We start from the raw sequence: 13,726 nt of genomic DNA, 5'->3' as shown, positions 1-13,726 counted from the left end.
TCCGGATTTTTGAAAAAGACCCGGAAAGCCTGGGAGAGCTTGTTGTGCTCCTGAATCAGCGCCTGATTGTCCACTTCTGTTAAAAAGGGCGCGCTTTTCTTGTACTTCGCCGGAGTCGGGATGAAGTGGGCCCCGGTTTCAAGATAAAACCGCTGCTGGTTGGAGAGCATTTGGTTCCACACGTACCGGCAGCAGCCAAAGGTCTTTTCAAACAGCTTTGCCTGGGCTTCGTTCGGGTTCAGACGGACCTTGATGGTGGTATACTGAGCCGAATTTCTGCTCTTTTCCCCGCCATGGTCCCGTTCCCCCTTCCCCGAATTTTGCGATAGTGTACTTCTTCAAATCGAAAAAGCAGCTTCAAAAAAATTTGAAAAAGGGGCTTATTTTTCAGGACCAGGTGCCGATTATAGTGTTGTAGGCAAAAGCCGCCTCCAATTTGTAAAAGTACACTTTTACAAATTGGAGGCGGCTTTATTGATATGGATTATTCAAATGAAAAGGAGGGCGGTGAGCAAGCGGGGGGAGGAACGGCGGGAACCGGCGGCCTCCATTGACAGCTTTAAATCCATGGAGAAGCCTGCTGGGCACTATCTATATCTCTGCTGCCGGGGCCGCTGGGATATTTCTGAGGGCTATATTGTCCTTAGAAACTACATCCTGGAACAGGGCTTGAAGACAACAGGGAATTTCTACGCCTGTGATTTAGCCGGGTTCATCCTTAATTCGGTGGAGAAAAACGCGGCGTCGATGATCTCGGTGCAATTGGCAGAATAAATTCTGATTCATGCTTCACCGGCACAGCCAACGCCGCTCAGCACTCCAGTGTTCTCTGCCGCAGACAGCTCCATCCCGTCAGCGCCGCGCCCACGATCAGCAGCACTGCAATGCAGATCGCTTCCGCTCCCTTTGATACAAAAAAATCTGCGCCGTCCCAAGCTGCATGAAAGAAAAATGCGTGGTTCACCGCCCATGTGGCGAAAAATCCCCCCATACTCACAAACAGCGGGAATGCCTTTAGCAGCATGGACACATAGTTGTCACTGAACCGGGACAGGAACAGGGTCACAGCGCCGATGCCGGGTCCCAAGGCCAGAATCATCCCGGTCAAAATGGCCAGATACTGCCCGTAGGTCCAGTTGAACCAGGGTGTTCCAGTAGGCCAGACAGAGTTGCCCAGGGGGCAGTTCTTCAGGGCAAGAGGCCCCTGGGCCAAAAACGGGATGGCGTAAGCTGTTACATTCACCACACTCAGCAGCAGCGCGGAAACCAGCCCCGCCGCCAGCTGGGTATGCAGCACCCGCCGCCCCCGGCGGCTGGACCACTGGAGGGGCCTCGTCCGCCGCAGCCGGTCCCGTACCAGGGTGGGGGAGAGCAGCAGGATCACGCTGATGGCCGTCCACTGGGCCAGATACTTGAGATAGAAGTTCGTGGAATCCATCACCGACCCGCTCAGGAGACTCTTAGGCCAGTCCTCCACCGCCAGCATCTGCTCCTGCTCCTTTACGGTGTAGGACTCAAAATAGTCGTGCTGCCGGAGATAGTCCCTCGGGTCGTCATAGCGCTCCAGCATCTGCTGAATCGTGGAGATCGTATCGAAGTTGGTGCGGCTCTGGAGCGCCCATATCATCTGCGTGTCCCTCTCCTCCTGCTGGAGGGCGGCACAAAAACTCTTGTAGTCTGTGAGCCCCGATGCCGCGGCCTCTGGAAGCTCCTCCAGCTGCCGGTCGAATATGGCGATTTCCTCCGCCAGCCGGCTGTCCAGCTCCGCCCGCTCCTCCGGCTCCAGGGTTGGGCCGTACCGGGCGGTCCACTCCAGCGACAGATCATACTCCTCCCGGGCCGAGGGGCCGTTGGAGAAGTACTCAATATAGAAGCCAGGGAACATATAGTAATAAATCAGTCCCAGCAGAACAGTACCCGCCACCACACCGGGACGCCAGATTTTCCCCAGTTCCTGCCAAAATAAACTCATGTCATCACATCCTTTCGCCCAAAGCGTCTCAGCGCCAGAGCTGTTCCCAGACCGCAGGCCGTCAGCCCCAGCCCTGTGCCGATGGTCTCCTGCCAGGGAACAAAGGCATTCAGGCCCAGCTCGGTAAACCAGCCGTTGACATACAGCCAAATGCTGACCGGCTGGAAGGTCAGCAGCCCATCCACAGTCCCGCCTGGGCACAGAGGGCCTGGGCCGCCGCGCCGCCGCACAGCAGCAGGGTCAGCACCAGGGCGGCCAGGTACACATTGCCCATCAGTGTTCCGCAGACTGCCGCCAGCAGAGTGAACACCACAGTCAGCAGTCCGCCCAGCCCCACCACCGACGCCAGATAACTGCCCACGGTCAAGTCCGCCCAGGTGAAAAAGGGGCGGCGGACCAGCATATCAATGACGTAGTTAAATTGGCTGGACACACTGCCGCCCCAGACGCCGCTCCAGTCCCAGAACAGCAGGAATATCCCCAGCGTAACCGCCGCCAGCAGCAGATAGATTGCCAACGCCCAGGTAATTCCAGCCATCACCTTCCACCGGCACAGTTTTCTCCCGGTACGGGAGGCGTACGCCCCCGCCGCCGTCCGCTGCTGGTTTTCATAGCCCAGCAGGAAGAGCATGGACAGCATCCCCAGCACCGCCCCCTCGGTGAGAAGGGCCCGCATCAGGGTCCCGTAGAGAAACTGATGGACGTAATGGGTCACCGGACCGCCGTACCAGTCCATAGCCGCCCCCGTCTGGGACAGGTGGGCGACCCGCTCCGCCAGCCGCTCGTACTTGCGCTCCATCAGGACGGTAGCCCCAGGGGAGTTCTTGACGTAGCCAATGTAATAGTCAACAAGGGGCCGCAGGTCGTAGTCGGCATAGATGTCCGTCATGCCCTCTGCGGCGGACAGCAGATAGTCTTTGTAGTCGGATTGGGGCTGTTGCCGCAGGCCGTCCAAAAAACCGCTGTCTACACGCGGGCCCCATCCACTGGTCATAGCGGCAGTTTCATTCCACTCCCACCGCCAGCGGTCTCCGCTGCCAATGAGCAGACAGTTGAACACCAGGCACAAAGCCAAACACCCCCAGAGAGCGGGCAGGCGGACCAGCTTGCTCCACTCGCAGCTCAGCAGCCTCATACCTGCCCCTCCCGGTAGATGGCCAGGAAAGCGTCCTCCAGACCGGGCGTCACCGAAACAGCTCCCTTGGGCGGAGCGTCGCAGAAGATACGCAGGACCGTCCCCTGTTCCCCCTGCCGCTCGCTGAGGAGGAACGGATTTTCCGCCAATGCAGTTCCTGCCGGAATCTCAAACACCCGCCCCTTCATCTTGCCGCAGATTCCCGCCGGGCTGTCACAGCAGAACAGCTTGTGCTCCCGGAGCATGATGATCTGCCCGGCAATAGTCTCAATGTCAGAGACGATGTGGGTTGAGAGGATGACGATCCGGTCCTCCGCCAGGGAATGGATCAGGTTGCGGAACCGCACCCGCTCCCGGGGGTCCAGGCCGGCGGTGGGCTCGTCCAGGATCAGCAGCTTGGGGTCGTTGAGCATGGCCTGGGCGATCCCAACCCGCTGGCGCATCCCCCCGGAGAGCTGCCGCATTTTCTTGTGCTCCGCACCGGACAGTCCCACCAGCTCCAGCAGCCCGCTGATCCGCCGGTCCGCCTCCTGCCGTGGAATGCACTGGAGGGCGGCAACATAGCGCAGGAACTGTCGGGGCGTGTAACCGGGGTAATAGCCAAACTCCTGGGGCAGGTAGCCCAACAGTCCCCGGTAGTCCTCGTCCAGGGCATGAATATCCTCCCCCTCCCACAAAATTTGTCCAGAGGTGGGAAAGAGCAGAGTTGTGAGCATTTTAATGAGGGTCGTCTTCCCCGCCCCGTTGGGGGCCAACAGGCCGTAAATCCCGGTGGTGAATTGCAGAGAGATATCCTCCAAGGCGGTAAAACTTCCGTATCGCTTGGTGACGTGTTCAACTGTAAGCATAAAAACGACCTCCTCGGTTGGGATAGCGGAACATTCGCTCCAGAGTCAGGACACAGTAGGCCAGCCCGGCGGCGGCCAGAGAAAAGAGGACCAGAACGGGGACCCGGAGCAGCAGCTCCCCGCCCCGCTCCCAAATCAGCAGAAGCAGTCCGGCCACGCCCCACACAGCGGGCGGCAGTACCATTCCCCGGCGGTACCTCAGACAGAACAGGGTCAGGGCGGCGTGGAGGAACAGGCTGGAGAAGGACAAACCCAGCATCCAGGGCAGGGAGCAGCTCCGTCCGGAGGTCAGCCACAGCAGGATATCGGCGGGGACGCACACAATCACCGCCAGCCCCCCGAATACCAGCATCCGCAGCGCCAGAATGGTACAGACCGACAGCCGGCAGCTCCGCCGCCACTCCGCCACTCCGCTCGCTGCGTCTTTCCAGGCAGTCAGCAGGTGGAGGGCGGCGTACAGGGCGGGGGAGAAGAGAAACAGAAGCGGGGCCACGGGCTCAAAGCGTGCCGCCGCCGCACCCGGAATCAGGCACAGCAGCGCCGCCAGTACGGGGAGGTACAGGCAGTCCTCCACCCCGAAAAACACCACAGACAGTGGGACTCTTTGACGTCGGGTCCTCTGCTCCGCCCTGTTCAGTTCCACAATGCGCCGGATAGCCGCTTGCCGCTCCTCACCTGTGGGCATGGGGATTTTTTCATCCATCTGGATCAAACTCCTCTCTGATCCGCCCCAAAAGGCGGTAGTATTGACTCTTCACTGCCGCCTCCGACTGGCCCAGGGCGGCGGCGATCTCTCCAAAACTCCGCTCCCCGTAGAGCCGCAGCCGGAATACCGCTTGAATTGTGGAGGGTAATCCGGACACGTAGTCCTCGATCCGCTCCAGCAGCTCCCGGTCATGGATTTGGGAGACAAAGTCCTCCTGAATGGGCAGCTCCGCCTCCTCCAGGGGAGTAACGGCGGGACGGGACCGGCGGCGGGCGTCGATGACCCTGTTGGCGGCGATGCGGTAGAGCCAAGTGCGGAAGGCGGCCTTCCTCGGGTCGTAGGAGGGAAGCGCCCGGAGCACCGCCAGGAAAATGTTCTGGGTCAGGTCCATGGCGTCCTCCTTTTGTCCGGTCTGGCGGTAGACAAAGACGTATATCTCGTCGTAGTACCGCTCCACCAGCCGCTCCGCCGCCTGACGGGAGCCGCTGCGCTGAATGTCCCGTATCCACTTGCTCTCCTGCTCCATGGCCTCACCGCCTTCCTCTGTTGATATACTCGCATGACGGGGCTACATCGTTGCAGAAAAAAGAAAAGTTTTTTGAAGTGCTCGCCAAGCAGTCTGGTCCTGAAGTCTCCGCATCAATTATTTCAGGGATTCCTATCGGTCAACAGACCCTCGGTATAGATGTCGTACTGGCAGTGCCTGTAACCGTCGCTGCCATCAGAGCATCCGCTTCAAAATGAGAGCCCTCCGCCCGCGCCGTTATGCACTCGTAAATTTTACAAATCAGATATTGACATTGTGCTATCCTTGCGGTAGGGTTACAGTGCGGAGGCGGGAAGACCTTGGCACGCAATTCCCCATCTTGATGAAAGGAATCGTAAGAAATATGGAATTATCTTGGGAAAAGCTGGAGAACTATCAAAAAAGCCTGCGGTGTCTCCAGGAGGTGACGGATGAACTCCTGAGCCACATGAAGGGGCGCGACTGGTCCTTCCGGCAGTCGATCACAGACGATAAGGGGAAACTCAGCCAGGAGAAGCTCCATGCCCTGGTCACAGAGCTGCTGGACCTCTGGGCGGCGAGGGTCCGGGAGGGCACGGACGTTGACCCGAACACCAAACAGAGCCTGGCGGAGCCCTGGCTCCAGGAGCGGCGGGAGATGTATGGCCTGTACCTCTACCTGGTCATGCGGTGCAGTCTGGAAAAGGGGGGCTTTCACGACGCTCGGAATGATGCGGAGCTGGAGGAGCGGACCGACTTCGCCTTTTTGCTGGAGCAGGCCAAACGGCTCTCCCAGGACTGGTGCGTCCTGGCTGAAGCGGATGGAACCCGCCGCAATGAGTTGTATTGGGGCTATGATGCCTATTTCGGCTTCCATCTCTACTATGCCCTCCATGATCCCGATGTCCTCAAGGGTTATGTCAATCCGGGGAACGACTGGTCTCTGACCCCGGATTGGAAGCGGGCCTGCGACCAGCCCCAGGGCCAGTTGACGAACGAGGGCAGCAAGAAGCGGATCTATTTCAGACACTCCGGATCCTGGTTCCGTCAGACACCGGCGCCGGAGGAGACGGAGGAGGAGATTTCGGACGAGCCAGAGGAGCAGGTCCCGGATGAGGAGATGGGAGAACTGGAATTGATGGACGAGGCGGACAATCCCTCTGAGGACGACTATGCCGGCTGGGCCACGGCGGAGGATGACGACTGGTTTTTCCCCTTCTCCAGCGAAGAGGACTACTACGAGTTTAAAATGGCCGAGATGGACCAGTATTCGGAAGAGGACAGCAGGGCTATGGGACTGACCTTCCTGGCCGCAGGCTTTGAAGACCCGGCGGAATATTGTTCCGCCTGCGAGCGCTTCGTGGAGATCTTTCAAACCGCCAGGCCGGAGGTCCTGCGGGACTTCTATATGGACCTGGAGGAGATCGTGGACCTGTATCTGGCGGTCCGGGAGATTGCTCCCCTGATGGACACAAGCAAGGCTCTGAACGTGTACAGCCGTATTTACGACGGACCGCTCCAGCACGCGAAACGCTATGGGAGGGGCCTGCAATGGGACACACTGTAGGCGGGCTCAGGGACAGCTTCTATCGGGACCTGCGGCGAGAGTATCGGGATAAGGGAGTGGACTCCTTTTTGTACCGGTACTTTTGGACGGAGGCCGTCACGGGGCTGTTGGAGGAATATTTTCCCCGGCTTTCCTTGGAGTGCCCCGTACAGCCGGAAAACAGCGGCCAAATCGGGGCGCGGCTGAAGGAGGCAGCGGCGGTTTACAAGGAGCTGCTGCTGAGACCGGTACTCCAAAAGAGGGACCGGAAGGAGCGCCGGGACTTCTGGGAGGAGCTATGGCTGAACGACGCCGGCTATCAGGCGGGGCTGATCTCAGACAGGGACTACTACCTGTGGCTGGTGGAATATCTGGCGGTCCACGACCTCTATTATAAGGATACCAGCATATGGGATGGCCGCCAGTGGCTGGACAAGCTGCTGCGGGAGGGTTGGCTGGGCGCGGGAGAGGCGCGGGTCCCGGGCTTATGGCGGCAGAAAAGCGGGAAGTCCGTCTTCTCTACGGCGCAGATCGTCACGGACCTGCGGGAGCTGGCGGAGCGGATCAAGACAAATCGGGAGGAGATCGCCGGCCGGCTCCATGGACTGGAGGAGGAGGGGGAGGACTATCTGCTCTGGCTGACCCAGCGGCTGAAGCAGATGGCGCTCCACATCAGGATCAAGGACTGGCTCCAGAACAGCGGATATCCTCTGCTGAAGGAGGGGGATATGTCAGCGAGATTCTCTGCAAAGATATCCCGGAAGCAGGACTTCTCCATGCGGCTACTGGAGGCCTACTGTGCCAGCGGTTGGGGCTTCCTCCGGCGGGAGCGGGACAGGGGAGAGTCCATCGGAAGCTGGCGGCTGACCGAGGACGGCTTCTGCCTGCCGGACGCGGGGGAGGTGGAGGCCCTTCAAAAGGTGCTGGAGCACAGTGAGGAGACCTACTTCTACTTTCCCCTGGCGGTGGACCTGCAAAGCGGCTGCGTCCTGTTCCTCGCAGGGAGGGATATCTATCAGCAGGCATACCAGAGCGAAGAAAAAGGATGGGAAGAACTTTACCAGCGTATGGCGGAGGACTGCCGCCACGCACGGAAGAACTATGAGACCGCAATGGAAGTACGCGAACAAAGGGTTGACAGGCAGAAGCTGAAGGAGGCCTGTGAACGCAAGGAGCAAGCCTGTAAGCGCGCGGAAAAAAGATACAGACGCGCAAAAGCCGACACAGAGGAGTATAAAACATCGCCGGCCCGCCTCTGCTTTGACTATCTCCGACTGGACAGAGTGTTTTTTAAACAACTGGGGGAAAATCCAGCGGGGGCTTTCCGTCTGCGGCCCCTCTTTCACAAACAGGCAAAGGAGGGGAGTTATCAGAGGGTTTTGGCCAAGTTTATCGCCTATTGTAAGGGCGAATGCGACCGCTCCTCCAGAGAGGTCATCCCCCGGGAGACGGTCCGGGAGTTCAATCTGGACCTGCCCGCCCACATCCCGAAGACCTTCCACTGGGCTTTAGAGGGGATGAGCCGGGAGTCGGAAGAGGCGTTCCACGCGTCGCGCAGCCGGCCCCTGGAGCAGCCGGGCAGCCCCCCGCCCCGAGGCCGTCCATAGCCTGGACCACCCTTAACCCCCTCCCAAATTATATCAGACTCCCGGCCCAAACCCGGCGGCCGGGAGTCTTTTTTGCTGAAAATTCAGTATGTAATTTTTACAACTTAAAATTTTGGGTCCCATTACAATATGCTCATCGGGCACCTTGACAATTGACCCCCCGCCGGAAGGCATATCCCCTGGGCCAAGCGCCGCCAGGACCCCAATCGGATAAGCGCGCCAACAGGAGGTATGCCGGAACGCGGGGGACAGAACATCACTTTGAAAAAAGGCACGCACAAATCAGAGAAAAGGAGACCGGCATCATGGACGAACTGACAAGCAAGCGCATGGAGGAGCTTTTTTACCGGGAAAAGCGCAGATTAGACGAAGAGACAGGCAGGCGCATGGAAGCGCTTTTGGCCCTGGCGGAGCAGGACCCGGAGGCCCAGTTCCAGCTGGGAACGATTTACAACAGCTTCACCTTCTACGTCATGCCCACGAGGTACAAGGTCACACCGGAGGAGGTGTTCGGTGAAACCGGCAGCCAGGCAGAAGCGCAGTCCTCCAGGACGCGGGAGGAGCTGGCGAAGAAGTGGTTCCGCAAGGCAGCAGAAGGGGGACATATAGAAGCGATGTTCCAGTTGGGAAATCTTTACAGAAAGCCCTTCCAGGAGAATTGGGAGCAGGCCTTCTGCTGGTACCACAGGGCGGCGGAGCAAGGCAATGTGAAAGCTCAGTATATCATGTTTTTAGCATACAGCGAAGGGTTGGGTGTGCCAGCAGACAGAGCAGAAGCGGCGAAATGGTGCGTTTTGGCGGCGGAGCAGGGCCATGAGCCGGCGAGAAACAAGGTCCGTGAGCTGTATCCGCAAATGCTTTTATGATTGACGAGGGGAAGTAAGGCGTAAATATGGCGGAGAAGCTACAGAAGACGCCCCACGGGTAAGGCGTCCCATCCGCTTTCAGAAGAGCACAGCGCTCCCGGCCAGGACCGGCCGGCCGGGAGCCTCCGGGTTCAATTGGAGTTCTGCTTGTAAATTTTACATCTCAAACTTTAGGCCTCTGTCATAATATCCCCATCGACCACCTGAAACACCAGAAAACTCTAAAGGAGGAATTACAATGTACATCCCCAACGAAGCCAGTATTATTAAGGAATCCACTTACGGCTACCACCTGATCCCCATCCAGGATGAAATGCTCTCTCACCGGGAGGTGGAGCTGGTGGGCGAGGTAACCCCGGAGGCGGTGAACGCTCTGGTCCGCCAGCTGCGCTACCTCCAGCGGCAGGACCCGGAGGGGGAGATAACCCTTTACATCAACAGCCCCGGCGGCAGCGTGGACAGCGGTATGGCTCTCTACGACGTGATGCAGGCGGTGAGCTGTCCCGTCCGGACGGTGTGCGTGGGGCTGGCGGCCTCTATGGCGGCGCTGCTCTTCGTCTCGGGCAGCCGGCGGGAGATGCTCCCCCACAGCCGCCTGATGATCCACGACCCGCTGATTCTCCAGACCGGGGGCAGCGCCCTGAAGCTGAAGGCGGTGAGCGACGACCTGATGGAGACCCGGCAGATCATCGCCAAGGTCATCGCGGACCACTCGGGCAAGCCCATGGAGGAGGTGCTGGCCAAAACCGCCACCGACAGCTACTTCAGGGCGGAGGAGGCCGTGGCTTTCGGTCTGGCAGACCAGATCGTCACCAGTCTGACCTGAGACATTACGAAAGCTCCCGCCCCAGAGAGGGCGGGGGCGCCGGCCAAATGAATAAGGAGGAATAGAGAATGTATTACAATGTCAACACTCAGCGCATCCTTGCCCGGAACACCTTCGCCAGCAACGACACCTGGACCACAGGCCTGAACAACAACGACCTGCTGGTGGGGCCCTCCGGCGCGGGCAAGACCCGGGGCTATGTGATCCCCAACCTCCTTCACGCCGGGGAGAGCCTGATCGTGGCCGACACCAAGGGGAACCTGCGGCGGCTGTACGGGAAGCACCTGGAGGAGAAGGGCTATACGGTGATGCACCTGGACTTCACCGACGTGGCCAGCACCCCCTGGGGCTACAATCCCCTGACCTATATCCGGCCCTGCCGGGACGCCGCGGCCAACCAGGACGGGGACTGGTACAGCGAGCAGGACGTGAAGAAGGTGGCCCAGGCCGTCTGCCCCTGCAAGGATTTTTCGGAGCCCTACTGGGATCTGGCCGCCCAGATGTACCTGGAGGCCATCCTCCTCTTCATCCTGAACCAACTGCCTGAGGAGCAGCACACCCTGTACGACGCGTACACCTTCCTGTCCCAAATGGGGTCCCCGGAGCTGGAGGACATGGTGGAAGAGGAGCGCATTGCCCATCCCCACAGCGCCTTCGCCCGGAAGATGGGGATGATCCTCCAGAACAAAAAGGCGGACAAGATGGACGCCAGCATCAAGGGCATCCTGGCCCGGCACCTGGACGTGCTGGCCAACTCCGGGACCCGGCGGATGTTCCGCATGGAGCGGCAGGTGGACCTGGGGGCTTTCCTCAAGGGCAAGACGGCCCTGTTTCTCTCCGTCAGCGACTCCGACCGCAGCCAGGACGCTCTGGTGAATCTCTTCTATACCCAGGCCCTGCAATACCTGATGTCCGCCGCCGACCTCCAGCCGGACAGCCGCCTGCCCATCCCGGTGCGCTTCATCCTGGACGACTTCAGCACCAACACATTGATTCCAGAGTTTGACAAGATCATCTCGGTCATCCGGTCCCGGGAGATCTATGTCAGCCTCATTGTCCAGAGCCTGTCCCAGCTGGAGGACCTTTACGGCCACGCCAAGGCCCAGACCATCATCAACAACTGTGACCACTGCCTGTACCTGGGGGGGACGGACACCCAGACGGCCCGGTACTTTGCGGAGAAGTTCAACTGCCAGGTGTCCACGGTGCTCAATCTCCCCCTGGACAGCGCCTTCCTCTTTACCCGGGGCAGCCAGCCCAGACGGGTCGAGAAGTACGAGCTGAACCGGGACAGCGCCTACCGCAGCCTGAAAGCCCCCCAGGACAAGGGGGAGGCCAATTTTGGAAAGGAGTGTGGAATGTAATGGAAGAGAAAAAACTGACCCTGGAGGAACGAATTGCGCGGGCGGCGCGGTCTCAGGCGATATCGCCTGAGGCCGCTGCCAGGCTGGTAGAGCGGTTTGCCCGGATGCACACGGTCCTGATCTTTCACGGGAGCGCCGATCTTGAGCTCATGTATGGGCTGATCGGGCCGTACATGGACCAACTGGAGGACGACCTGCTCCACTACGCCGGCTTCTGCCATAGCATCAATGCGGCCTTTGCGGACAACGATACCCTGGCAGAAGCCGCCCCCACCGTCCGGCCGGCCATGGGGACGCAGGCCAGCAACGCGGTGGTCCTGCTGGGGCTGATGCTGCTGGACCACGCCAAAGGCAGAGGGCGGGACAAGGAGGTCTACCACTGCACCCGAATGACCGTGAGGCAGTACCTGGACGCCCTGGAGACGGTAGCCTTTCCAGAGGAGGAGGGGGCGCGGCTGAGATTCCGGGACTGGCGGGACTCGTTCCTGCACTTTTACCCCGCCTCCACGCCCCTGGCGGATACGCTGGGGGATATGCTCCGGCTGTATATCCACGGGTGGAAGCGGCTGGACAGCCTGGACCATATCCTCCGTTGTATGGAGGACCTCTCCCGCTATCTGGAGAGGGGGAAAACGGAGGCACTGGACCGGGAATTGCGGGAGACCATGCGCCAGCATATCGCCGAGATGGACTTGACCGACGTGGAGGTGGTGGAGGAAGAGGACGGCCTGGAAGAGGAGGCGCTGGAGCAGCACCTGGACCCCGTCGAGTACTATTTTGACCTGGCCCTGTCCTATTCCTGGGAGGCGATGGACCCCGCCGGGGAAGAGATCAAGGCCAGAGAGGTGCGGGAGCAGATTTTCCTGTCCGATCGGGACTACAGCCCCCAGGCAGTGGCGCAGCTGGTAGAACAGGCCCCCGCCCCGGAGTTCCAGGCACTTTTGGAACGGTACATTTCGGAGCGGTGGCTGGTCAGCGGGATGTCGGAGGTCAATCAGGCGATATCCAATCTGTTCATGATGTGTGTGGGGCCTTATCTGTGGATGAAAAAAGCTCCGCAGTAAGGAAGGATATTGTCCCTGGCGCAAACCCATGGTAAAATAAAGTCACTTTCCCTCAAGTTTCCCTATCCCCACCCTTGACAGGGGTGGGGATTCCGGGAAATAAAAGGGGATTGGGGAAATGAAAATAAAGGAGAATGGAAGCTATGAAGAAAAAAATCGTGTCCCTCCTGCTGGCCCTGGTGATGTGCCTGGGCCTCCTGCCAGTCACCGCCTCGGCGGCGGAAGCAAATTTGCCCGACTGGTATTTCCTCTTTGCCATCTTCAAGAACGTGGACGCCGACTGCAAGGACCGTGATGGCAAGACTGTTCGCGCAAAGTATACCATGACCCAGGAAGAAATTGATTTTGTTAAGGAAGATGCCCGGGATTTTGAGGCGTACATGAACCAGGTCGGGGTGATGCGGGCCCATGTGGAGGTAGTGGAGATCAACGCAGCTCTTACGGAGCTGACGAATTATGACAAGGGAGGATATCTTTCCCCCAAGGAAGCCGCCCCTCTTCTGAGGGACAAGGTCGATTTGGACCGGTATGACCATATAACCTGTCTCTACAGTCTGAATGTCAATACCGACTATTTGGGCCGGGGTGGTTCTACGTATGAGAATAGCACCGGCCATACAGGAATCAATCTCCGAAATCGGGAGTATTGTTTGAATGTTCTTCGTTCCACAGAAGAAAAATTTCCGGTCAGTATGTATGTCCATGAATTTCTGCATTTTATGGAGAATATGGACAAGAAGTGGGGGGCGGAGTTTGGCCTGCATGATATCAGAATCAATCATTACAGCCCGGATCATGACAATGGGAGAGTGTGCTACACGGATATTATTTTGAATCAGGCCAGGGGGACTGCCGGGACAGGTGTCCACCCTATTGTCTGGCAGTATTCGCCCCGTGTGCTCCGAAGCATAAATGAATGGAACATTCCTTCCGGTAGTGCCGCCATCGGGGCGTACGCCTTTCAAAATTACACCAACATAACAAAACTGGTCCTCCCTGGCAGTGTTGCCAGTATTGGAAAGAATTCCTTCCAGGACTGTACCAACTTGAAGGATGTATCTATTTCTTCTGGTACTGCCAGCATCGGAGATTGGGCGTTTGGATGCTATGAAACCCGCGGCGCATTGGAACGAGTGTCCATCCCGGCCAGCGTTGCCAGTATTGGGTATGCCGCCTTTTACAACAACAGTTTGACGGATGTCTACTATGGCGGCACGGAGGAGCAGTGGAAGGCAATCCAAATAGGCGAATACAACGAGACGCTGACCCGTGCCAATATCCACTACA

Annotated in this window: 16 protein-coding genes; 9 read left to right on the top strand and 7 right to left on the bottom strand. The window is 58.9% G+C overall.

What is annotated here, in order from left to right:
- Positions 1 to 254: helix-turn-helix domain-containing protein (locus D1646_RS16075; protein ID WP_160637446.1), on the bottom strand; the 254-nt coding region annotated here is incomplete at its 3' end.
- Positions 255 to 474: 220 nt separating this feature from the next.
- Between D1646_RS16075 and D1646_RS16070 the strand changes: the two genes are divergently transcribed.
- Complete coding sequence (locus D1646_RS16070; RefSeq protein ID WP_160637445.1) at positions 475 to 774, top strand: hypothetical protein; 300 nt, start codon at positions 475 to 477, stop codon at positions 772 to 774.
- 37 nt (positions 775 to 811) lie between these two features.
- Here the strand turns inward: D1646_RS16070 and D1646_RS16065 are convergent, their stop codons facing one another.
- Genes D1646_RS16065 through D1646_RS16040 form a run of 6 tightly spaced genes read right to left on the bottom strand, consistent with a single transcriptional unit; the run spans position 812 to position 5,187 of the window.
- Complete coding sequence (locus tag D1646_RS16065) at positions 812 to 1,972, bottom strand: hypothetical protein (RefSeq protein ID WP_160637444.1); 1,161 nt, start codon at positions 1,970 to 1,972, stop codon at positions 812 to 814.
- Entirely contained in the window at positions 1,969 to 2,157 is a 189-nt protein-coding gene (locus D1646_RS16060) for a hypothetical protein (RefSeq protein WP_160637443.1), read from the bottom strand. The genes D1646_RS16065 and D1646_RS16060 overlap by 4 nt, the downstream gene beginning before the upstream one ends.
- On the bottom strand, positions 2,142 to 3,107 hold the full coding sequence (locus tag D1646_RS16055; RefSeq protein ID WP_160637442.1) for a hypothetical protein: 966 nt from the start codon (positions 3,105 to 3,107) through the stop codon (positions 2,142 to 2,144). The genes D1646_RS16060 and D1646_RS16055 overlap by 16 nt, the downstream gene beginning before the upstream one ends.
- The gene (locus tag D1646_RS16050; protein WP_160637441.1) at positions 3,104 to 3,955 is read right to left on the bottom strand and encodes an ABC transporter ATP-binding protein; all 852 of its coding nucleotides are present in this window, start codon (positions 3,953 to 3,955) and stop codon (positions 3,104 to 3,106) included. The genes D1646_RS16055 and D1646_RS16050 overlap by 4 nt, the downstream gene beginning before the upstream one ends.
- The gene (locus D1646_RS16045) at positions 3,942 to 4,658 is read right to left on the bottom strand and encodes a hypothetical protein (RefSeq protein WP_160637440.1); all 717 of its coding nucleotides are present in this window, start codon (positions 4,656 to 4,658) and stop codon (positions 3,942 to 3,944) included. Before D1646_RS16045 ends, D1646_RS16050 begins: the two co-directional genes overlap by 14 nt.
- On the bottom strand, positions 4,651 to 5,187 hold the full coding sequence (locus D1646_RS16040) for an RNA polymerase sigma factor (RefSeq protein WP_160637439.1): 537 nt from the start codon (positions 5,185 to 5,187) through the stop codon (positions 4,651 to 4,653). The genes D1646_RS16045 and D1646_RS16040 overlap by 8 nt, the downstream gene beginning before the upstream one ends.
- Before the next feature lie 50 nt (positions 5,188 to 5,237).
- Here D1646_RS16040 and D1646_RS16035 point away from each other — a divergent pair, with 50 nt between their 5' ends.
- From D1646_RS16035 to D1646_RS16000, 8 genes are all read left to right on the top strand, one after another.
- Positions 5,238 to 5,405 carry a hypothetical protein gene (locus tag D1646_RS16035; protein WP_160637438.1) on the top strand — a complete coding sequence of 56 codons (168 nt, stop codon included), beginning with the start codon at positions 5,238 to 5,240 and terminating at the stop codon, positions 5,403 to 5,405.
- Positions 5,406 to 5,551: 146 nt separating this feature from the next.
- On the top strand, positions 5,552 to 6,733 hold the full coding sequence (locus tag D1646_RS16030; RefSeq protein WP_160637437.1) for a hypothetical protein: 1,182 nt from the start codon (positions 5,552 to 5,554) through the stop codon (positions 6,731 to 6,733).
- Positions 6,718 to 8,319, top strand: coding sequence for a hypothetical protein (locus tag D1646_RS16025; protein ID WP_160637436.1), 1,602 nt, complete (start codon positions 6,718 to 6,720; stop codon positions 8,317 to 8,319). Before D1646_RS16030 ends, D1646_RS16025 begins: the two co-directional genes overlap by 16 nt.
- Positions 8,320 to 8,624: 305 nt before the next feature.
- The gene (locus D1646_RS16020; protein WP_160637435.1) at positions 8,625 to 9,185 is read left to right on the top strand and encodes a tetratricopeptide repeat protein; all 561 of its coding nucleotides are present in this window, start codon (positions 8,625 to 8,627) and stop codon (positions 9,183 to 9,185) included.
- A 238-nt stretch (positions 9,186 to 9,423) separates the two neighbouring features.
- Complete coding sequence (locus tag D1646_RS16015; protein ID WP_160637434.1) at positions 9,424 to 10,011, top strand: ATP-dependent Clp protease proteolytic subunit; 588 nt, start codon at positions 9,424 to 9,426, stop codon at positions 10,009 to 10,011.
- 68 nt (positions 10,012 to 10,079) lie between these two features.
- Positions 10,080 to 11,375, top strand: a complete 1,296-nt coding sequence (locus D1646_RS16010) for a VirD4-like conjugal transfer protein, CD1115 family (RefSeq protein WP_160637433.1) — start codon at positions 10,080 to 10,082, stop codon at positions 11,373 to 11,375.
- Positions 11,375 to 12,439, top strand: a complete 1,065-nt coding sequence (locus tag D1646_RS16005; protein ID WP_160637432.1) for a hypothetical protein — start codon at positions 11,375 to 11,377, stop codon at positions 12,437 to 12,439. Before D1646_RS16010 ends, D1646_RS16005 begins: the two co-directional genes overlap by 1 nt.
- Before the next feature lie 143 nt (positions 12,440 to 12,582).
- Positions 12,583 to 13,726, top strand: a 1,144-nt coding sequence (locus D1646_RS16000) for a leucine-rich repeat domain-containing protein (protein WP_160637431.1), incomplete at its 3' end; no start/stop codon positions are given.

The organism is Pseudoflavonifractor sp. 60 (assembly GCF_009911645.1).
GTDB lineage: Bacteria > Bacillota > Clostridia > Oscillospirales > Oscillospiraceae > Lawsonibacter.
Note: the sequence above shows the minus strand (reverse complement) of the source record. Positions and strands in the feature narration are given on the sequence as shown.

What these genes read in the sequence shown, in the direction of transcription:
- D1646_RS16045 (WP_160637440.1), bottom strand. Translation starts at nt 4,658, where the DNA reads ATGGATGAAAAAATCCCCATGCCCACAGGTGAGGAGCGGCAAGCGGCT.
- D1646_RS16050 (WP_160637441.1), bottom strand. Translation starts at nt 3,955, where the DNA reads ATGCTTACAGTTGAACACGTCACCAAGCGATACGGAAGTTTTACCGCC.
- D1646_RS16020 (WP_160637435.1), top strand. Translation starts at nt 8,625, where the DNA reads ATGGACGAACTGACAAGCAAGCGCATGGAGGAGCTTTTTTACCGGGAA.
- D1646_RS16065 (WP_160637444.1), bottom strand. Translation starts at nt 1,972, where the DNA reads ATGAGTTTATTTTGGCAGGAACTGGGGAAAATCTGGCGTCCCGGTGTG.
- D1646_RS16025 (WP_160637436.1), top strand. Translation starts at nt 6,718, where the DNA reads ATGGGACACACTGTAGGCGGGCTCAGGGACAGCTTCTATCGGGACCTG.
- D1646_RS16015 (WP_160637434.1), top strand. Translation starts at nt 9,424, where the DNA reads ATGTACATCCCCAACGAAGCCAGTATTATTAAGGAATCCACTTACGGC.
- D1646_RS16055 (WP_160637442.1), bottom strand. Translation starts at nt 3,107, where the DNA reads ATGAGGCTGCTGAGCTGCGAGTGGAGCAAGCTGGTCCGCCTGCCCGCT.
- D1646_RS16005 (WP_160637432.1), top strand. Translation starts at nt 11,375, where the DNA reads ATGGAAGAGAAAAAACTGACCCTGGAGGAACGAATTGCGCGGGCGGCG.
- D1646_RS16030 (WP_160637437.1), top strand. Translation starts at nt 5,552, where the DNA reads ATGGAATTATCTTGGGAAAAGCTGGAGAACTATCAAAAAAGCCTGCGG.
- D1646_RS16010 (WP_160637433.1), top strand. Translation starts at nt 10,080, where the DNA reads ATGTATTACAATGTCAACACTCAGCGCATCCTTGCCCGGAACACCTTC.
- D1646_RS16040 (WP_160637439.1), bottom strand. Translation starts at nt 5,187, where the DNA reads ATGGAGCAGGAGAGCAAGTGGATACGGGACATTCAGCGCAGCGGCTCC.